The organism is Pseudomonas sp. GW822-FHT04C11 (assembly GCF_058800905.1).
On record NZ_JBXAMS010000003.1, the window covers coordinates 279888 to 299982 of the forward strand.

19 protein-coding genes and 1 riboswitch are annotated in these 20095 nt (G+C 59.9%); of the genes, 9 read left to right on the forward strand and 10 right to left on the reverse strand.

What is annotated here, in order from left to right; all coding sequences use genetic code 11:
- Positions 1-85: 85 nt before the first annotated feature.
- The 4 genes from AC1RJ3_RS06865 to ahcY all read right to left on the reverse strand — a co-directional run bounded on the left by AC1RJ3_RS06865 (position 86) and on the right by ahcY (position 4576).
- Positions 86-901: a substrate-binding periplasmic protein gene (locus AC1RJ3_RS06865; RefSeq protein ID WP_347928221.1), complete on the reverse strand. Its 816-nt coding sequence runs from the start codon at positions 899-901 to the stop codon at positions 86-88.
- A 56-nt stretch (positions 902-957) separates the two neighbouring features.
- A complete protein-coding gene (locus tag AC1RJ3_RS06870; RefSeq protein WP_493078100.1) occupies positions 958-2040 on the reverse strand; it encodes a hypothetical protein in 1083 nt (360 codons plus the stop codon).
- Positions 2041-2128: 88 nt separating this feature from the next.
- Positions 2129-2974 (reverse strand): methylenetetrahydrofolate reductase [NAD(P)H], encoded by an 846-nt coding sequence (metF, locus tag AC1RJ3_RS06875; protein WP_054594434.1) that lies wholly within the window; start codon positions 2972-2974, stop codon positions 2129-2131.
- Positions 2975-3166: 192 nt separating this feature from the next.
- On the reverse strand, positions 3167-4576 hold the full coding sequence (gene ahcY, locus AC1RJ3_RS06880) for an adenosylhomocysteinase (protein WP_054594433.1): 1410 nt from the start codon (positions 4574-4576) through the stop codon (positions 3167-3169).
- A gap of 22 nt (positions 4577-4598) precedes the next feature.
- Positions 4599-4701: riboswitch (S-adenosyl-L-homocysteine riboswitch) on the reverse strand.
- Positions 4702-4899: 198 nt separating this feature from the next.
- Between ahcY and AC1RJ3_RS06885 the strand changes: the two genes are divergently transcribed.
- Positions 4900-5304, forward strand: coding sequence for an acyl-CoA thioesterase (locus AC1RJ3_RS06885; RefSeq protein WP_103316724.1), 405 nt, complete (start codon positions 4900-4902; stop codon positions 5302-5304).
- Between the two features lie 178 nt (positions 5305-5482).
- Here the strand turns inward: AC1RJ3_RS06885 and AC1RJ3_RS06890 are convergent, their stop codons facing one another.
- Positions 5483-6652 (reverse strand): MFS transporter, encoded by a 1170-nt coding sequence (locus tag AC1RJ3_RS06890; protein ID WP_493078103.1) that lies wholly within the window; start codon positions 6650-6652, stop codon positions 5483-5485.
- A 198-nt stretch (positions 6653-6850) separates the two neighbouring features.
- Here AC1RJ3_RS06890 and AC1RJ3_RS06895 point away from each other — a divergent pair, with 198 nt between their 5' ends.
- Positions 6851-7684 carry an EamA family transporter gene (locus AC1RJ3_RS06895; RefSeq protein ID WP_493078105.1) on the forward strand — a complete coding sequence of 278 codons (834 nt, stop codon included), beginning with the start codon at positions 6851-6853 and terminating at the stop codon, positions 7682-7684.
- Positions 7685-7719: 35 nt separating this feature from the next.
- Positions 7720-8103 (forward strand): MAPEG family protein, encoded by a 384-nt coding sequence (locus AC1RJ3_RS06900; RefSeq protein ID WP_103316718.1) that lies wholly within the window; start codon positions 7720-7722, stop codon positions 8101-8103.
- A gap of 74 nt (positions 8104-8177) precedes the next feature.
- Here AC1RJ3_RS06900 and mltA read toward each other — a convergent pair whose 3' ends face one another.
- Positions 8178-9350, reverse strand: a complete 1173-nt coding sequence (gene mltA / locus AC1RJ3_RS06905) for a murein transglycosylase A (protein WP_103316715.1) — start codon at positions 9348-9350, stop codon at positions 8178-8180.
- A gap of 128 nt (positions 9351-9478) precedes the next feature.
- Between mltA and AC1RJ3_RS06910 the strand changes: the two genes are divergently transcribed.
- A complete protein-coding gene (locus tag AC1RJ3_RS06910) occupies positions 9479-9928 on the forward strand; it encodes a c-type cytochrome (protein ID WP_347928216.1) in 450 nt (149 codons plus the stop codon).
- A gap of 182 nt (positions 9929-10110) precedes the next feature.
- Here the strand turns inward: AC1RJ3_RS06910 and AC1RJ3_RS06915 are convergent, their stop codons facing one another.
- The 4 genes from AC1RJ3_RS06915 to AC1RJ3_RS06930 form a co-directional block, all read right to left on the reverse strand.
- Complete coding sequence (locus AC1RJ3_RS06915) at positions 10111-10506, reverse strand: DUF1090 domain-containing protein (RefSeq protein ID WP_427547169.1); 396 nt, start codon at positions 10504-10506, stop codon at positions 10111-10113.
- Between the two features lie 96 nt (positions 10507-10602).
- Entirely contained in the window at positions 10603-12291 is a 1689-nt protein-coding gene (gene ligB, locus AC1RJ3_RS06920) for an NAD-dependent DNA ligase LigB (protein WP_493078109.1), read from the reverse strand.
- 158 nt (positions 12292-12449) lie between these two features.
- Entirely contained in the window at positions 12450-13640 is a 1191-nt protein-coding gene (metK, locus tag AC1RJ3_RS06925; protein ID WP_054594424.1) for a methionine adenosyltransferase, read from the reverse strand.
- Between the two features lie 18 nt (positions 13641-13658).
- Positions 13659-14654 (reverse strand): ArsR/SmtB family transcription factor, encoded by a 996-nt coding sequence (locus tag AC1RJ3_RS06930; RefSeq protein ID WP_493078111.1) that lies wholly within the window; start codon positions 14652-14654, stop codon positions 13659-13661.
- Positions 14655-14927: 273 nt separating this feature from the next.
- On the opposite strand from AC1RJ3_RS06930, the gene tkt reads away from it, so the two are divergent.
- From tkt to AC1RJ3_RS06955, 5 genes are all read left to right on the forward strand, one after another.
- Positions 14928-16925, forward strand: coding sequence for a transketolase (gene tkt / locus AC1RJ3_RS06935; RefSeq protein WP_054594422.1), 1998 nt, complete (start codon positions 14928-14930; stop codon positions 16923-16925).
- A gap of 190 nt (positions 16926-17115) precedes the next feature.
- On the forward strand, positions 17116-18201 hold the full coding sequence (epd, locus tag AC1RJ3_RS06940; RefSeq protein ID WP_347928212.1) for an erythrose-4-phosphate dehydrogenase: 1086 nt from the start codon (positions 17116-17118) through the stop codon (positions 18199-18201).
- A 25-nt stretch (positions 18202-18226) separates the two neighbouring features.
- Positions 18227-19390 (forward strand): phosphoglycerate kinase, encoded by a 1164-nt coding sequence (locus AC1RJ3_RS06945; protein ID WP_493078114.1) that lies wholly within the window; start codon positions 18227-18229, stop codon positions 19388-19390.
- A 34-nt stretch (positions 19391-19424) separates the two neighbouring features.
- Positions 19425-19646: a hypothetical protein gene (locus tag AC1RJ3_RS06950; protein ID WP_054594419.1), complete on the forward strand. Its 222-nt coding sequence runs from the start codon at positions 19425-19427 to the stop codon at positions 19644-19646.
- A gap of 59 nt (positions 19647-19705) precedes the next feature.
- Positions 19706-20038: an MliC family protein gene (locus AC1RJ3_RS06955; protein ID WP_054594418.1), complete on the forward strand. Its 333-nt coding sequence runs from the start codon at positions 19706-19708 to the stop codon at positions 20036-20038.
- The last annotated feature ends 57 nt before the right edge of the window (positions 20039-20095 follow it).

Here is a 20095-nt window from a genome sequence, read left to right on the forward strand (position 1 = left end):
GCGCTGTAGCAGTGTCGGGATGCCTTAAACAAGACCGAGCGTCCGGGCGTAAGCCTGGCGGGAAGGCCGGAGTATAACAGAGCAATCACGGAGCGCTGCTTTCCTGCTGCTCAACGGTTTTCCCGTTGCTGGCTTGCGGCGTGATCTGTGTGGCGTCAGGTACCGGGCCGGCACCATAACGCGCACTCAATTGAGCGTAGGCCGGTTCACGTTTGAAACGCTTGAGCTCGGCGCCGAAACGCTGCACCAGCAGGTCCATGCCGGCATTGCGGCGCAGGGCCAGGAACTGGCTTTGGTGACTGATGACCGTGGGGCTTTCGCTGATCTGGTCGCGCAGTTTCAAGGTGTCGAGCAGGGTTTGGCCAACCCGACGGTCGGTGATCAGCAGGTCGATACGACCGCGCTGCAGCTTGCCAAAGTTGGCTTCATGGGTCGGCGCAGGCTCGCGGGTGAACAGGGTCGAGTCCCTGAAGTCCTGGCTGTACAGGTAGCCGGGCGAGGTGCCGATGGTCAGGCCTCGCAGGTCTTCAAGGGTGCGGAAGGGGTGAGGACGATCATTGGCATAGAACAACACGAACTCGACTTCCGAGAGTGGTTCGCTGGGATAGAGCAAGGTGGCGTCGCGTTCGCTGCTGTGGAAGATATCCAGCGCGCCGTCGGCCAACCCTTGATCAAGCATGGCCAGGCAGCGTTTCCATGGCAGGAACTGCCACTCCACCTCAATCCCCAGGCGCTGGAAGACGATCGCCGTGGTTTCGTAGTCCAGCCCGAGGGCCTGGCCGTTTTCCTCGTAGACGTAGGGCGCCCAGGGCTCGGTGACAATGCGCAGCTTCTCGCCCCGAGCGGTAAAGCTCAGGCAAGCAAAAAGCACGGCTGTCAGCAATTGGGCAATGACGGGCATCGCTGGAGATTACGACGAGAGCCGGTGAAATAGCTAGAGGCGGTCTAGCCCGAGGGCTAGTCGCCCTTTGTCTGAACCAGGTGCAAGTAAATGGCCTTGCGGCGTTCACCCAGCACCAGGCGAATCATCGGGTGATTGAACCAGTGTTCGAGTTGATGGTTTTCAAGGGGGTTATCGAGGCGCCGCTCGACGTTGTCACGAGCCTTTTCCCACCAGACTGGCGTGCAGGCCTGATCGAACGGGTTGGTGTGCTGGTAGCAGCCGTAGAGGATTTCACGCATGAACTGGCGCTGATGCCTGGGCAACGCCAGGGTCACGATTTTATAGGCCAGACGCTGGAGCGTTGGTGGTCGCGGCAGTGTCGCGGTCACCAGGCGGGTTTCATCCAGCGCGAAGGTGCTGATCGGGTCGGCACCATGCTTGTCCAGCCATGCATTGATCTTGGCGCGAAACAGCTGCTTGCGGCTCCAGTAATGATGGATCAGGTCCGGACACTCGCGCACCTGCGTTGTGCGGTAGGCCGCTACCGACAGGCAGAACTCTTCAAGGGTATAGGCGCCTTGCGCCAGAGGGTACAGCTCATCCATCAAGGCGATCGAATGATCGAGAACGCCGGCATCGACGCGATCAAGGCCGATGACTCCCGAGTTCAGCAGCGGCATCTGGTCATCTGCCAGCTGTCTTTGCTGCAGTACGCCGGCCAGTGTCCGATACAGCCCCGCCTCTTTGTTGCTGCCGTATTGCAATCCAAAGGCATTGCACAGCAGGGTGCCCGGCTTGACGCGACGGAACAGTTCCAGCGGTGAGCAGTGGAAGAATGTATCCGTGTCGATCAGCAGCGCACGCTCGGACTCGCGCAACACCTGCTGCATCACCACGTGCTTGGCGCGGAAGTGATAACCATGCGGGGCGATCCACGTCTGACGGGTGCTTTCATCCAGCTCTCGAACCCGAACCGGCAAGTCGCGGTAAGGCGCCGGGTTGTCGGTGAAAACCTGGATGTCCAAGCTTTCTCCGGGTGTTTCGCGCAACCCTGCCAAGGCACTGGCGATACTGAACACTGCTTCCTGGTGGTAGGTGTTGGCACCATAAACCAGATAAATCAGTTGAGGGTTTGTGGCTGGGGTAATTGTGGACATCTACTGCGATCATCCCTGGCGAATTGGGAGAATGAAAAAAAAAGGCCCTGGGTTTCGCCAGGGCCTCGTTCTGAATGCTACGCCTGTTTCAGCGTGGCAGTTTCAGATTGTTCCAGACGGCCAGGCTAGGTTCGGCCTGGTTCAGGGTATAGAAATGCAGCCCTGGTGCGCCGCCTTGCAACAAACGTTCACACATTTCGGTGATCACCTGCTCGCCGAAACCCTGAATGCTTTGGGTGTCGTCACCGTAGGCTTCCAGCTGTTTGCGGACCCAGCGCGGGATTTCCGCACCGCAGGCGTCGGAGAAGCGTGCCAGCTTGCTGTAGTTGGTGATCGGCATGATGCCCGGAACAACCGGGATGTTCACGCCCATCGCCTGTACACGCTCGACGAAGTAGAAGTAGCTGTCGGCGTTGAAGAAGTACTGGGTGATCGCACTGTTGGCGCCGGCGTTGGCCTTGCGCACGAAATTGGTGAGATCGTCTTCGAAGTTGCGTGCTTGCGGGTGCATTTCCGGGTAAGCGGCGACTTCGATGTGGAAGTGATCGCCGGTCTCTTCACGAATGAAGCTCACCAGGTCATTGGCATGGCGCAATTCGCCGCTGGCCATGCCCATGCCTGAAGGCAGGTCACCGCGCAAAGCAACGATCCGCTTGATGCCGGCCGCCTTGTATTGAGCCAGCAGGCCGCGCAAGTCAGCCTTGCTGTCGCCCACGCAAGACAGATGCGGTGCGGCAGGAACTTTGACTTCGCTTTCGAGCTGCAGCACGGTGTTGAGGGTTCGATCACGAGTCGAACCACCAGCGCCATAGGTGCAGGAGAAGAAATCGGGGTTGTACGTGGCCAGCTGGCGGGCAGTGGCGATGAGCTTTTCATGCCCGGCATCGGTCTTCGTCGGGAAGAACTCGAAGCTGTAGCGGCGGTCTTGGGACATAGGAATACCCTTTGAAACTCGTAAGCCTTGTAGGCGCCGCGCTCACTGTAGGAGCAAAGCTTGCTCGCGATGCAAGCGCCGCGGTGTTTCAGGAACACCGTGGTGATGCTATCGCGAGCAAGCTTTGCTCCTACAGTAAACAGGGCTCCTACATAAGCCCGCTCCCACAGGGGAGCGGACAGTCTGTGCCTATCAGTAGCGGTAAGCGTGCGGCTTGAACGGGCCTTCGACGGTCACGCCGATGTATTCAGCCTGTTGCTTGGTCAGTTGAGTGACCACGCCACCGAAACCGCGGACCATTTCCAGGGCCACTTCTTCGTCGAGTTTCTTCGGCAGTACTTCAACGGTCAGGCGCTCGGCTTTCTGGGCTGGCGACAAGTCGGCGTACTTCTGGCCGAACAGGAAGATCTGCGCCAGGACCTGGTTGGCGAACGAACCGTCCATGATGCGGCTTGGGTGGCCAGTGGCGTTGCCCAGGTTAACCAGACGGCCTTCGGCCAGCAGGATCAGGTAGTCGTCGTTCTGTGGGTCGAAATCGCCCGCGCCAGTACGGTGAACCTTGTGAACCTGTGGCTTCACTTCTTCCCATGCCCAGTTCTTGCGCATGAAAGCCGTGTCGATTTCGTTGTCGAAGTGACCGATGTTGCAGACCACGGCGCGTTTCTTCAGGGCTTTGAGCATGTTCGCGTCGCAAACATTGACGTTACCGGTGGTGGTCACGATCAGGTCGATCTTGCCCAGCAGGGCCTTGTCGATGCTCGCTTCGGTACCGTTGTTGATACCGTCGATGAACGGCGAAACCAGTTCGAAACCGTCCATGCAGGCTTGCATGGCGCAGATCGGGTCAACTTCGGAGACTTTGACGATCATGCCTTCCTGACGCAGGGACTGGGCCGAACCCTTGCCCACGTCACCGTAACCGATGACCAGCGCTTGCTTGCCGGACAACAGGTGGTCGGTACCGCGCTTGATCGCGTCGTTCAGGCTGTGACGGCAGCCGTACTTGTTGTCGTTCTTGCTCTTGGTCACCGAGTCGTTGACGTTGATGGCCGGGATTTTCAGCTCGCCCTTGGCCAGCATGTCCAGCAGGCGGTGTACGCCAGTGGTGGTTTCTTCGGTCACGCCGTGAACGCGGTCCAGTACTTGTGGGTACTTCTTGTGCAGCAGCTCGGTCAGGTCGCCGCCATCGTCGAGGATCATGTTGGCATCCCAAGGCTGACCATCCTTGAGGATGGTTTGCTCCAGGCACCACTCGTACTCTTGTTCAGTCTCGCCCTTCCAGGCGAATACCGGGATGCCGGCAGCGGCGATCGAAGCGGCGGCCTGATCCTGAGTCGAGAAAATGTTGCAGGACGACCAGCGTACTTCGGCACCCAGGGCAACCAGGGTTTCGATCAGCACGGCAGTCTGAATGGTCATGTGGATGCAGCCGAGAATCTTCGCGCCCTTGAGCGGTTGCTCGACGGAGTACTTGCGGCGCAGACCCATCAGGGCTGGCATTTCCGATTCGGCGATGATGGTTTCACGACGGCCCCAGGCAGCCAGGGACATGTCGGCAACTTTGTAGTCGTTAAAATCTGCAGGCGTGATTACAGCGCTCATGAAGAGCCTCCATTCGTAAGTATGCGAATGGGCGCCGTTGTGCGTTTAGTGTCCAGCCGATCATGGCCGGGCAACGCCCCATCCGAGCCTGACAGGTCGAACCTGCTGCAGCGCCCCTCGGACAGGTGGCGGGAAAACGGTATCAATCGAAGATGACCGTTTTGAAACGGGGGCGATTATAGCCGTCTGGGCCAGACTTCCAAAGGGTTTCTGTCGGCCAGATGAAGATCGTTAATGGCGACGATAGTCGAAGCCTCATGGAGCATGACTGCCCGGTCTGCCATGATGGCCGGCATCAATCGGCAAGACGGTCAGGAGCGAGCATGAATTTCCACACCCGCAAATGGGTAAAACCCGAAGACCTTAACCCCAACGGCACGCTGTTCGGCGGTAGCCTGCTGCGCTGGATCGACGAAGAGGCCGCCATTTACGCAATCGTCCAGCTGGGCAATCAGCGCGTGGTCACCAAGTACATTTCCGAAATCAACTTCGTCAGCGCCTCGCGCCAGGGCGACATCATCGAACTGGGTATCACCGCTACCGAATTCGGTCGTACCTCGATCACCCTGACGTGCGAGGTGCGCAACAAGATCACCCGCAAAAGCATCCTGACGGTCGAGAAGATGGTTTTCGTCAACCTGGGCGAAGACGGCTTGCCTACGCCCCATGGCCGGACCGAGATCAAGTACGTCAAGGACCAGTTCCAGGATGACCCCGCCGTCGAATGACCGCGGCCCCTGTGGCGAGGGAGCTTGCTCCCGCTCGGCCGCGAAGCGGTCGCAGATCGATTAATGCGTTGTGTCTGACAAAACTCGATTGCAGGTTTTAGGGCCGCTGCGCGCCCCAGCGGGAGCAAGCTCCCTCGCCACAAGGGTTTTGTGTCGTTGCACAGCTTCATCCAAAGACTTAGCCGGGGACGTTGGCTGTCACTGCGCTGCGGCGTTGCAGGTAGATAAAGAACAGCGCCGTCAGCACGGTCAAGCCGCTGACCAGTGCACCGGTCCATGGCAGGTCTGCAAGGTTGGCGCCGCTGGCGACGACCAGTCCGCCGATCCACGCTCCGGCGGCATTGCCCAGGTTGAAGGCGCTCTGGTTTAGCGTCGAACCCAGGTTCGGCGCCTCATGAGCCTGGTCGATGATCAGCAGTTGCAGGATCGGGCACAGTGCGAAGGCGAACACACCCCACAGTACAAGGGTGATGGCGGCCGGGATCACCGAGTGGCTGGTCTGGCTGAACGCGGCCAGCACCAGCACGACCGCGAGGGCCATGCCGACCAATGACGGCAGCAAACGGCTGTCGGCCAAGCGTCCGCCGAGCATGCTGCCGGCGGTCAAGCCCACACCGAACAACAACAGCATGATGGTTACGCCGTGCGGGCTGACGCCGGTAATGTCCTGCAGGATCGGTGCTATGTAGGTGAAGACACTGAACAGGCTGGTCGACGCCAGCACGCTCATGCCCAACGCCAGCAGCACATTGGTTTTGCCCAGTACCTTGAATTCGCTGGCCAGGTTGGCTTTGTCCATGGCGATCTCTTTCGGCAACCAGACCCACTGGGCGATGGCCGCGATCACGCCGATCACCGACACCGCCCAGAAGGTCGAGCGCCAGCCGGCGTATTGCCCGAGCGCGGTGCCCAGCGGTACGCCGAGTACGTTGGCGAGGGTCAGGCCGGTGAACATCATCGCAATTGCCTGGGCGCGTTTGTTCGGTGCCACTAAACCTGCAGCGACCACTGAACCGATGCCGAAGAATGCACCGTGGCACAACGCAGTAATCACCCGTGCGGCCATCAATGTGGCGTAGTTCGGGGCGAGTGCGCAGAGCATGTTGCCAAGGATGAACATCAGCGTCATGCCCAGCAGCGTGGCTTTGCGTGGCATGTTGGCCGTCCCGACCGCGAGGATCGGCGCGCCGAACACCACGCCAAGGGCGTAGCCGGTAATCAGCAGGCCGGCCTCGGGGATGCTCACGGCGAGGTCGCGGGCGACATCGGGCAGCAAGCCCATGATGACGAATTCAGTGGTGCCGATGCCGAAGGCGGCAACAGCCAGTGCAAGCAAGGCGAGTGGCATGCGCAAGGTCTCTGTCGGTAGTCTTGACGCTCTGATCAGGCATACGCATGCGAGCTCCCGGTTCCGTGAGAATCGGGTAGCAGCAGAAATTTATTGGAATAAGTATGTGCGCAACTGAGTGCGGCGTGGTCGGTTGCAGTATAAACAGCTGCTGACATATGGCGAATCAATTCGGTTGATGCGGGCAAGGAGAGCAGGGTGCTTGCGACGATTCTGGTGTTGGTGGCGGCGTTGTTGCACGCAGCCTGGAATACCCTGATCAAGTTCAGTGCTGAGCGGTTATTGGTCGTGGCCTGCATGGACAGTGTAGCGATGCTGTTTGTCGCGCTGATGCTGGGTTTCGTCGCGCTGCCGCCGATGGGCATCTGGCCGTGGATACTCGCTTCGGCCGCCTTCGAGTTGCTCTATCGCTATCTGCTGATCCAGGCCTATCGGGTCGGCGATCTCGGGTTGGTCTATCCGCTGATGCGCGGTTTGTCGCCGTTGGTGGTCCTGGCGCTGACACTGATCTTTGCCGGCGAAGTGCTGACGACCCAGCAGATCCTCGGCATTTTGCTGATCCCGTTCGGCATGCTGTGCCTGCTTTGGCAGGGCGGTGGCGGGGAGCGTTTGCCGTGGTCGATGTTGCCGGTAGTGGTGCTGATCGGCTTGTGCATCGGCGGCTACACCTTTATCGATGGGCAGGCGTTGCGGCGCTGGTCGCACCCGCTCGATTACCTGGTCTGGGTGACGCTGCTCAGTGCCTGGCCGTTTCCGCTGTTGGCACTGGTGCGCAAGCGTCCGGCTTTTATGCTGTTCTGGCGTGAGCAGTGGCGACTGGGCTTGGGTGTCGGGTTCTGCGTGTTGTTCAGCTACGCTTTGGTGCTCTGGGCCATGCAGTTGGGGTCGATCGCCGAAGCGGCGGCGCTGCGCGAAATCAGTGTGATTCTGGTGGTGCTGTTCGGCATGCGTTACCTCAAGGAACCTTTCGGCCGGCCCAGGCTCTTGGCTTGTGGGCTGGTATTGGCCGGCATGCTCGTGATGAAGTTCTGAGCGAGTGTTTACGAAACTCTAAAAAGGAATCTGCAATGAACGTTGCCCTGTGGTGTGTATTGATCGCGATTTTCTTGCCGTACGTTTGCACCGCCATTGCCAAGATCGGCGGCAAGTTCGGGCTTCGGGATAATCATGATCCGCGAGATTTTCTTGAGTCCCTCGAAGGGTTCGCCAAGCGTGCCCACTGGGCCCAGTTGAACAGCTTTGAAGTCACCCCGGCGTTTGCCGCCGCGGTCATCGTCGCGCACCTGGTCGGCAATGCCGAACTGGTGACGATCAACGTGCTGTCGGTGCTGTTCATCACCAGCCGCCTGCTTTACATCATCTGCTACCTGGCAGACTGGGCGATCCTGCGTTCGCTGGTGTGGTTTGTCGGCATGGGATTGATTGCCGCCTTCTTTTTTGTGTCGATCTGACGCGATGCGGAACCGTTTTTGTAGCAGCAGGCTTCGCCAGCTGCTACAGGAGTCAACAGCGTATTGGGTGCGACTTACTTTGTGTCGGTCACCTGCGGCAGTTGCGGTAGTGCCGCGCCTTTTGGCCAGAGCATCCAGATTTGCCCTTGCTGTTTCATGTCGCCGGCCAGTTGCCCGGCGGCATCGCCGGTGCCCCAGAACAGGTCGGCGCGAACTTCGCCGGTGATCGCGCCACCGGTGTCCTGTGCGGCGACGGGGCGTACCAGTGCGCTGCCATCAGGGCGGGTCGTGGATAACCACAGCAGACTGCCCAGCGGAATCACCTTGCGATCCACCGCCACGCTGTAACCCGAGGTCAGCGGCACGTTCAACGAGCCGCGCGGGCCTTCGTTGCTGTCAGGATTGCGGCTGAAGAACACGTAGCTCGGGTTACTGCCGAGCAGTTCAGGAATGCGCGTCGGGTGGGCCTTGGCCCAGGCACTGATGGCGCCCATGGTCACGTCTTCCTTCTTCAGTTCGCCCTGATCCACCAGCCAGCGGCCAATTGGGCGGTACGGGTGACCGTTCTGGTCGGCATAACCGATGCGCAGTTGGCGGCCATCTTCCAGCTGAATGCGGCCCGAGCCCTGGATTTGTAGAAACTGCAGGTCCATCGGATCGGTCAGCCACGCCAGCACAGGCGCCTTGACCCCTTTGGTTTCAATGGCGGCGGCATCGTCGTAAGGCTTGAGCACCCGGCCTTCAAGGCGACCGCGCAGGCGCTTGCCTTTGAGTTCGGGGTAAATGCTCTCGAGCGAGACGATGATCATGTCGTCCGGTACACCGTAAACCGGCACATTGGCCACCGGGTTCTGCGTCAGGCTGCCCGGATAGACCGGCTCGTAATAGCCGGTGATCAAGCCATTCGCATTGCCGCTGGAGGAGCGCAGGCCGTAGACCGCCAGCTGTTCCTTGAGAAAGCCGCGGATGGCGTCTGCGGTTTGCGGCACATTGGCGGCCGCTGCGCAGGTCGCGCCCCAGACCGGGTCGGATTTCAGGCGGGTGCAGGCGCTGCGCCAGGAACCGAAGCCGGCCAGCAAGTCATTATCAGATACCGCCGGCAAAGCTTCCCACGTCGCGCTGGAATAGGTGGCAATGGCGTGGGTTTGTGGTTTTGCGGTGTCGCCACTGTTGCAACCGGCGAGCAGGGCGACCATCGGTACGGTCCAGAGCAGAGTGTTGCGCCAGGCCTTGAAACGGCTGTTCATGCAGTATTTCCTGTGCAGGTTGCCCGAGCGCTTCCAGCGTTCAGGCAACCCGTATTGTTAATAGGGCTATTGGTCTTTGCCGACGACGCGAGGATACTGGCCGCCGTTTCCCGTGACCTGAAGCCACCATGACTCTTAAAAGACTTTCTGTTGTATTGCTGGCCTGCCTGACGCTGTCCGCCTGTGGCGGTGTCGATCCGAACTCGCCGCTGGGTCAGCGCAAGGCGATTTTCAAGCAAATGCTCAAGACTGGCGAAGACCTGGGCGGCATGTTGCGGGGACGTATCCCGTTCGATGGCCCGCGTTTTACCGCCGGCGCAGTCAAGCTCGACGCCTTGTCCCATGAGCCGTGGAAGCATTTCCCACAGGTTCGTGAGGACGGCAAAACCAGCGCCAAAGACGATGTCTGGCAGCAGCAGGCACGTTTCCAGGAAATGGCCCGCACGCTTGAGGCTGCCACCGGTGAATTGGTGATCGCCAGCCAGGTTCAGCCGTACAAGGCCAGTAACCTGGGCCCGGCCGTGCAGAAAGTCGAAGACGCCTGTAGTGCGTGCCATAAACAGTTTCGTGATCACTGATTTCAGGTTCAACTGATAACTCTGTGGCGAGGGAGCTTGCTCCCGCTGGGTGGCGAAGCCGCCCCAACATCGGCTATCGCGATTATCCCGGGAAATCGCGATAGCCGGACTGCGAACGCTACGCGTCCGAGCGGGAGCAAGCTCCCTCGCCACAAAAGCTGCTGCACTCATCGATCTCGGATTTACTTATCCAGCTCATCCAGCGCTCGCTGCAATTCCTTGCGGGACTCGGCGAGTTTGTCTTTGCGTTTGTTTATTTTCTCGGCGTCGCCCTGTTTCATGGCCTTGTCGAGGTCGGCCTGACGGCGGCTGACTTCGTGCTTGGCGTCGAGCACCTTGTTCTCGCGCTCTTTCTTCAAGGAGGCGTCGTTGCAGTGCTCGGTGGCTTCGCTCAGGGCTTTTTCCAGGCCCGCCTGTTGCCCGGCGTTGGCATGGGCCCTGGCCTGTTCGATCTGGTTGCTGATGGACTGGCGTTTGGCGGCGCAGCCAGTGAGTTGCGGAGTTTCTTCGGCAGCCATCAGCGGTGCCGTCATGACGCCACAAAGGGTCAGCATGACGAGCGGTGAAAGAAATTTCATAAAGGCTCCGTTTAAAAAATCATCAGGTCGGCAGCAGATGGGCTGTTGGAGCGCATCGACACTCATTGGGTTCAAAACTGCCAGCTCTCTGCATAGCTAGAAGCCGTCTATTCCGGCAGCGTGTAATTGTTCGCTCAAGGCCAGCACCTGCGGGTCGCGGAAAAATGCGCTCAACTGCGCCGCGCGCCCCGGGCCGATTCCGGCTTCGGTCTGCCATTGCTCAGTGTCTCGTTGCGCCAGTAAATGCCATGAGTCTGCAAGTATGGCCTCACCTGTAGGCGGCAAACCCAATGCTTTCAGCCAGCGTGAAAAGGGCTGTTGTCGGGCGCTTTGCAGGCTGTTCAGCAAGCGGACACTGCTGCGCTCGCCGAAGCCGTCAATGTTAGCAAGCTCTTGGGCGTCGAGGGTCAACCAATCGAGCAAACCCTTGAGGCGTCCGGCACTGATCAGTTTTTCCCAGGTGCCGGGGCCGATATGGCGCAGCGCCAGGCCTTGCTTGCCACTGAGCCAGGTCAGTCGTGCGAGAAACTGGCTTTCGCAGCCCGGTGTCGGTTGCCAACAGCTGAGGTGATGAAAGTCTTCTGCGCGTGGTGCGTTCACCTCGGGTCGTTCAGTGCTGCGCAACACGACCCTGTCGAGTCGCGGGATGGTCAGCCCGGCAAGGCTGATGGCGACCTGATCGCCGGGGCGAATGTCCATGGCCTGCCAGCGCTGCAACGAACTCACGCTGACACGTTTGATCTGTCGGTCATCGAGCATGACCGGCGCAAGCTCAAGCACCGGAGTGACGCGCCCGGTGCGCCCGATCTTGAAGTTGACCTTGCGCACTTCAGCCAACGCCTGGGCGAAAGGGTACTTCCAGGCCACGCTCCAGAACGGAGTTTTCGCCTCCCAGCGCTCTGCCGCCGGACGTTGGCTCTGACGCAAGACAATACCGTCACTGGCAAACGGCAGGGGTGTGCGATACCAGTGATCGCGCCAATGCTCAGCATCGGCAAGTGCGCCGACGGGCTGGCTGTAGAACTCACTGTCAGGGAAGCCCAATACTTTCAGGGCGAGCAGGCGCTCCGGCAAGCTGGTCGGACCTTGCGGCCAATCCCAGACAAATAGCCCGATCCCGTTGGCGTCCACAGGGTTCAGTTCTTTACGGGACATCAACCCGGCCACGGCGCTACGGGCGTTCAGGCTGCCGCTCTTGGCTTGTACATGATCCGTCAGGCGCCAATAGAGTTCGCCTTGCAGCAGCAAGTCCAGTGGCTGCGGCAGTTGCTGGGGGATCGCGGCGATCTTGTGCGCCGAGGCGGTCCAGTCCTGGCCGTTGATACCGTCGCCGCGACTGATCGCCTGCTGGAGCTGACCCTCGCGGTAAATCAACGTGACCGCTACGCCATCGACTTTGGGCTGAACCCAGATATCGTCGCGAGTCTTGAGCCAGGCTTCGACGGCACGACCGTCGATGAGCTTTTCGAGGCCGGTGTGGGGAATCGGATGGGTAACCGTGCCGCGGGCGGCACGCAACGGATTCTCAGGTGTTGTGGTCCCGCCAAAACATGCTCGCCAAGCTTTGAGGTGGGCACGGGATTGGTCGTAGATTTCGTCGGCGACCAGTGAGTGTCCTTGCCGGTGATAGCTGTCGTCCCAGCGCTCGATTTGCGCTTGCAGCGCGGTGATTTCGGCCTGGGCTCGTATGGGGAGCCAGTCGGGACAGCTATTGGTGTTGGCGTTGGCGTTCAGGCAGGCAACGATCAACCAGAAACCGATCAATAGACGAAGCGTAGGCAGCATCATGAGCATCCTTGCTCGAGGGGAATGCCTGAAGGCTAGATCAGCAGGGAGGCTGGCGAGCACAGGTAGTTTTCAGGGTGTGTCCAGGCTGGACCAGCGCCCATGAAAAAGCCCCGCACGGCGAACCGTGCGGGGCTTTTTGTGCAGCCAGGAAAGTCTTACAGGCCGGCAGCAGCGCGCAGGGCGTCGGCGCGGTCGGTTTTTTCCCAGGTGAACGTGGTGAACGTATCGTCGCCCACGGTTTTGATTTCCGGGGTGCGACCGAAGTGGCCGTACGCAGCGGTGTCCTGGTACATCGGGTGCAGCAGGTCGAGCATGGTGGTGATTGCGTATGGACGCAGGTCGAACACTTCGCGGACCAGTTTGACGATCTTGTCGTCGCTGATCTTGCCGGTGCCGAAGGTGTTCAACGAAATCGAAGTCGGCTGAGCGACGCCGATGGCGTAGGAAACCTGAATCTCGCAACGCTCGGCCAGGCCGGCAGCCACGATGTTCTTGGCCACATAACGACCGGCGTAGGCAGCCGAACGGTCAACCTTCGATGGATCTTTACCGGAGAACGCGCCGCCGCCGTGACGGGCCATGCCGCCGTAGCTGTCAACGATGATCTTGCGACCGGTCAGGCCGCAGTCGCCCACCGGGCCACCGATGATGAACTGGCCAGTCGGGTTGATGTGGAACTGGGTGTCCTTGGACAGCAGCTCGGCAGGCAGCACGTGCTTGACGATCAGTTCCATCACGCCTTCGCGCAGGTCTTTGTAGGATACTTCCGGGTTGTGCTGGGTCGACAGTACAACGGCGTCGATACCGACAACCTTGCCGTTTTCGTAGCGGCAGGTCACTTGCGACTTGGCGTCTGGACGCAGCCAAGGCAGCAGGCCGGACTTGCGGGCTTCGGCCTGGCGCTGAACCAGTTGGTGCGAGAAGGTGATCGGTGCTGGCATCAGCACGTCGGTTTCGTTGCTGGCGTAGCCGAACATCAGGCCCTGGTCGCCGGCGCCCTGGTCTTCAGGCTTGGCACGATCAACACCCTGGTTGATGTCGGGGGACTGCTTGCCGATGATGTTCATCACGCCGCAGGTCGCGCCGTCGAAGCCGACGTTCGAGCTGTTGTAGCCGATGTCGAGGATCACGTTGCGGACGATGTCTTCCAGATCGACCCAGGCCGAGGTGGTGACTTCGCCGGCGATGATCGCCACGCCCGTTTTCACCAGAGTCTCGCACGCCACACGGGCGAACTTGTCTTCAGCAATGATGGCGTCCAGCACCGCATCAGAAATCTGGTCGGCGATTTTGTCCGGATGCCCTTCAGACACGGACTCGGAGGTGAAAAGGGAGTATTCGCTCATCTCGATGTTTTCCTGAATTTACCGATGGTGAGTGTCGCCAGCCGGTCGCTGAAAGTGGCGGACCTGGATCTGGAAACCATTACGTAAGCCTACATAGAGGCTTTCCCCGGGAACGAGTCCCGCAGCGGTGGCCCAACGGGCCAAATCGTCCTGTTCAAACCCCAACCAAAGATCACCGCAGGCCTCCTTGGCCCAACTTTGGTTGTGGCTACATAACTCTGTCACTAACAGGCTACCGCCTGGTTGCAGCAAGTCGGCCATGTGCTTGAGCGCATCGGCTGGCGCGGCGAAATGGTGCAAGACCATGTTCAGTACAACGCAATTGGCCTCAAGGCTTACGCCATCCAATGCATCGGCCAATTGCAGGCTGACGTTAGCCAGCTTTTCACGTTCGCAGACCTGGCGCGCCAGTTCGAGCATCGCCGGGCTATTGTCGAGCGCTGTGACCTGACTGAAGCGGCGCGCCAGTTCCGGCAGAAAACTGCCGTCGCCGGGGCCGACTTCAATCGCGGTGGCACCTTCGCTGAAGCTCAACTTGTCGAGCAGGGCCAGCACGCTTTCACGGTACTGCGCCAAGCCGGCGATCAAGTCTTGCTGGGCGCGAAACTTTTCCGCAACCCGTGAGAAAAAGTCCTGGCTGGCAGCGGCTCGTTGTCCGTGGACCTGGCTGATCCGCGCCTGCACATCGCTGGGCAGGGTCAGGTTGTCCACTTCGTCGAGCAGTGCTGCATGCAGCTTGCCGCCCAACAATTCGGTGTGGGGCAGGGCGCGACGGTAAAAAATCGCGTTGCCTTCACGGCGGGTCGCTACCAGCTCAGCCTGGGCCAGCACCTTCAAGTGGTGGCTCATGCCCGATTGGCCGGTGGCGAAGATTTGCGCCAGCTCCAGCACGCCGAACGAATCGTTGGCCAGTGCGCGCAAAACATTCAGCCGCAACGGATCGCCGCCGGCCTTGCACAAGGCCGCCAGCTCATCGCAATCGTCATGACGAATGGAAGGCACGCGTAAGTTCATAAGGCCAGCAGTCTAGTGATGCGTAGAAATCCCTGCAAGGGCAATATCAAAAAGTTTTGATATTGCTCGATGGATGGCACTTCTCACGGGATGATTAACTCTACAAACGTACAGCGGAAAGGTTTCATCACCCGAAACCGTCGTTATCCGTGGGAAAAACGTCTCCAGATGACTATCTGTCATTGCCCCGAGGCTGTCCGCTGAGGGAAAATGCTCGCCTTTTTTCCGTTTCGTTTTATTCACTCTCGATTCAGTACCAGCAGGAGAACAGCGATGCCCAGCCGTCGTGAGCGTGCCAACGCCATTCGTGCCCTCAGCATGGATGCCGTGCAAAAAGCCAACAGCGGCCATCCCGGTGCCCCTATGGGTATGGCGGATATCGCCGAAGTGCTTTGGCGTGACTACCTCAAGCACAACCCGAGCAATCCATCGTTTGCCGACCGCGACCGGTTCATCCTGTCCAACGGTCACGGCTCGATGTTGCTTTACTCGTTGCTGCACCTGACCGGCTACGACCTGTCGATCGATGACCTGAAAAACTTCCGCCAACTGCACAGCCGCACACCGGGCCACCCGGAACTCGGTTATACCCCGGGTGTTGAAACCACCACTGGCCCGTTGGGTCAGGGCCTGGCCAACGCCGTGGGCTTTGCCCTGGCAGAAAAAGTCCTGGCGGCGCAGTTCAACCGTCCAGGTCACAACGTTGTCGATCACCACACCTATGTGTTCCTGGGTGATGGCTGCATGATGGAAGGCATTTCCCACGAAGTCAGCTCCCTGGCCGGTACGCTGGGCCTGGGCAAACTGATCGCTTTCTACGATGACAACGGCATCTCCATCGACGGCGAAGTCGAAGGCTGGTTCACCGATGACACCCCGAAGCGTTTCGAAGCCTACAACTGGCAAGTGATCCGCAACGTTGACGGTCACGACCCGGAAGAGATCAAGATCGCGATCGAGACGGCACGCAAAAGCGCGCAACCGACGCTGATCTGCTGCAAAACCACCATCGGCTTCGGTTCGCCGAACAAGCAAGGCAAGGAAGATTGCCACGGTGCCCCACTGGGTGACGCGGAAATCGCCTTGACCCGCACTGCGCTGAAGTGGAACTACGGCCCGTTCGAAATCCCGGCCGACATCTATGCCGAGTGGGACGCGAAGGAAGCCGGTCGCGCTGTCGAAGCCGAGTGGGATCAGCGTTTCGCTGCCTACTCCGCCGAATTCCCGGAGCTGGCCAACGAGCTGGTCCGTCGTCTGAGCGGTGAGCTGCCAGAAGACTTCGCTGAAAAAGCCTCGGCCTACATCGCTGAAGTCGCAGCCAAGGGCGAAACCATCGCCAGCCGTAAAGCCAGCCAGAACGCCCTGAACGCGTTCGGCCCGCTGCTGCCGGAAATGCTTGGCGGTTCGGCTGACCTGGCCGGTTCCAACCTGACCCTGTGGAAAGGTTGCAAAGGTGTCAGCGCTGAAGACGCCAGCGGCAACTACATGTACTACGGCGTTCGCGAGTTCGGCATGACTGCCATCATGAACGGCGTAGCCCTGCACGGCGGCCTGGTGCCTTACGGCGCAACTTTCCTGATGTTCATGGAATACGCCCGCAACGCCGTGCGTATGTCCGCCCTGATGAAGCAGCGTGTGATCCACGTCTACACCCACGACTCCATCGGTCTGGGCGAAGACGGTCCGACTCACCAGCCAATCGAACAACTGGCCAGCCTGCGCTGCACGCCGAACCTCGACACCTGGCGTCCAGCCGATGCCGTTGAATCGGCAGTGGCCTGGAAGAACGCCCTGGAGCGTAAAGACGGTCCTACGGCACTGATCTTCTCGCGTCAGAACCTGCAGCACCAAACCCGTGACGCGGTGCAGATCGAACTGATCAACCGTGGTGGTTATGTGCTCAAGGACTGCGCTGGCGAGCCTGAGCTGATCCTGATCTCCACCGGTTCGGAAGTCGGCCTGGCCGTTCAGGCCTACGACAAGCTGACTGAACAGGGTCGCAAGGTGCGCGTGGTTTCCATGCCATGCACCAGCGTGTTCGATGCTCAGGATGCCGGCTACAAGCAAGCGGTTCTGCCGTTGCAGGTCAGCGCCCGTATCGCCATCGAGGCCGCACACGCGGACTACTGGTACAAATACGTGGGCCTGGAAGGTCGCGTCATCGGCATGACCACCTACGGCGAGTCAGCGCCTGCGCCTGCCTTGTTCGAAGAGTTCGGCTTCACCCTGGAAAACATCCTGGGTCAGGCTGAAGAGCTGCTGGAAGACTAAGTCCAGGTGAAGTATTGCCTGTTCTGAAGCCATCGCGGGCAAGCCTTGCTCCTACAGATTGATGTCGTGCCCGAATCCCGTGGCAATCATCTATCCGTAGGAGCAAGGCTTGCCCCGGGCGGCGTTCCGACGATGACAATGGAACATTCAACGTTGAACTGACGGATTCACCACGGTAATCGAGAACCCCATGCCTCAACCGCGTCCTTACAAAGTTGCACTCAACGGCTACGGCCGGATTGGTCGTTGCGTCTTGCGTGCTTTGTTCGAGCGAGGGGCGGCTGCCGGGTTTGAAATTGTGGCAATCAACGATCTGGCTGACATGGCCAGCGTCGAATACCTGACACGCTTCGACTCCACCCACGGGCGTTTTCCCGGTGAGGTGAGGGTTGACGGCGATTGTCTGCATATTAATGGCAACTGCGTGAAGGTCCTGCGCAGTGCCACCCCCGAAGGCATCGATTGGGCGTCGCTGGGCGTCGATCTGGTGCTTGAATGCTCTGGTGCTTACCACACGCGCGCAGACGGCCAGCGTTTCCTCGACGCCGGCGCCCCGCGGGTGCTGTTTTCCCAGCCGATGGCCAGCGAGGCGGATGTCGACGCCACCATCGTCTACGGCGTCAATCAGGAGTGCCTGACCGGCGATGAACTGCTGGTGTCCAACGCGTCCTGCACCACCAACTGCGGCGTGCCGCTGTTGCGCCTGCTGGATCAGGCCTTTGGCCTGGACTACGTGTCGATCACCACGATTCACTCGGCGATGAACGATCAGCCGGTTATTGACGCCTACCACCACGAAGACTTGCGCCGCACCCGTTCGGCGTTTCAGTCGGTGATCCCGGTGTCCACCGGCCTGGCGCGCGGTATCGAACGCTTGTTGCCGGAACTTGCCGGACGAATTCAGGCCAAAGCTGTACGCGTGCCGACGGTCAACGTGTCTTGCCTCGATATCACGATGCAAACCGTTACCGACACCGACGCGAGTGAAGTCAACCGGATCCTGCGCGAGGCCGCCACCTATGGCCCGCTCAAGGGGCTTTTGGCTTACACCGAATTGCCTCATGCCAGTTGTGATTTCAACCATGACCCGCATTCGGCGATCGTCGATGCCAGTCAGACCCGTGTTTCCGGCCCGAGGCTGGTGAACGTACTGGCCTGGTTCGACAACGAATGGGGTTTTGCCAACCGAATGCTGGATGTTGCAGGACACTATCTGCAAACCGCTATCAAGCTCTCTGTTTCTGAACTCTCTGCTTCTAAAAAACCTGCTCTCTAAAACAGCTATCCAGGAAATGCGACCCATGACCGTGTTGAAGATGACCGACCTCGATCTGCAAGGTAAGCGCGTATTGATCCGCGAAGACCTCAACGTCCCAGTCAAGGACGGTGTTGTCACCAGCGATGCGCGAATCCTGGCCTCGCTGCCGACCATCAAGCTGGCCCTGGAAAAAGGCGCGGCGGTGATGGTTTGCTCGCATCTTGGCCGTCCGACCGAGGGTGAGTTCTCGACCGAGAACAGCCTCAAGCCAGTCGCTGACTACCTGAGCAAGGCCCTGGGCCGTGAAGTGCCGCTGGTCTCCGACTACCTGGACGGCGTTGACGTCAAGGCCGGCGACATCGTGCTGTTCGAGAACGTGCGCTTCAACAAAGGCGAGAAAAAGAACACTGACGAACTGGCGAAGCAATATGCCGCCCTGTGCGACGTGTTCGTGATGGACGCCTTCGGCACCGCTCACCGTGCCGAGGGTTCGACCCACGGCGTGGCCAAGTTCGCCAAAGTCGCTGCAGCTGGCCCGTTGCTGGCTGCCGAGCTGGACGCACTGGGCAAAGCCCTTGGCGCCCCGGCCCAGCCAATGGCAGCCATCGTCGCCGGCTCCAAGGTCTCGACCAAACTCGACGTGCTGAACAGCCTGAGCCAGATCTGCGACCAACTGATCGTCGGTGGCGGTATCGCCAACACCTTCCTGGCCGCTGCCGGTCACCCGGTCGGCAAATCGCTGTACGAGCCAGACCTGCTGGACACCGCCCGTGCCATCGCTGCCAAAGTCAGCGTGCCGTTGCCAGTCGACGTGGTGGTTGCCAAGGAATTCGCTGAAAGCGCTACCGCGACCGTCAAGTTGATCGCCGACGTAGCAGCAGACGACATGATCCTCGACATCGGCCCACAGACCGCAGCGCAATTCGCTGAGCTGCTGAAGTCGTCGAAAACCATTCTGTGGAACGGCCCGGTCGGCGTATTCGAATTCGACCAGTTCGGTAACGGCACCAAAGTCCTGGCTCAGGCCATTGCAGACAGCTCGGCGTTCTCCATTGCGGGCGGCGGCGACACCCTGGCAGCCATCGATAAGTATGGCGTTGCGGATCAAATCTCCTACATTTCTACCGGCGGCGGCGCGTTCCTCGAGTTCGTCGAAGGCAAAGTGCTGCCAGCGGTTGAAGTCTTGGAAAGCCGCGCAAAGGCCTAAGGGTCATCCATTGGCCAGGCAAAGGAGTGTTTACATGGTCAAGACGTTAGCGACATTGATCGCAGCGGGTGTACTGGCCGGCTGCGGGAGCACCCCGAAAGCCGCGCAGGAATCGGATACCGGCGCGCCGGACAAAGGCTGTTACCAGGCCGACTGGCAAGCCGAAACCAACCCGGTGCTCAACAAGCGTTCCGGGCCAGATGGCCTGGATAAATACGAGACACGGACCCCGGCCAAGGAACATGGTTGCCCTTGACCGGTCTGACTCACTGATACCCAGCGCAGTTGGCGTGTGCCGACTGCCGAGGAAAATGGATGAAAGGCTTGATAGCCGTGGGGTCGCTGGCAGTACTTGCCGGTTGCGCCACTATGAACCCGTTCGCGTCGTCGCCTGTTGCGTCCGATAATTGGACGAACTGGGTTTGCGATAGCCAGGCCCCCGTGCACTGGCGCTACACCGACGCCACGCACAACACCGTGGATGTGCGGCTCAGCGACGACCAGGTTCATCGCTTGAAGCTTGATCCGGCAGGCTCTGGTTCGCTGTACAGCGACGACCAGTTGGCGTTTCACGTAAAAGATGACGAAGGCCTGGTGTACTGGGTCGCCACCAACGATTTGATCGGCCGCGGCTGTAAAGCCAAGTAACACCGCTGATCACAGAGCTTTTGTGGCGAGGGAGCTTGCTCCCGCTGGAGCGCGAAG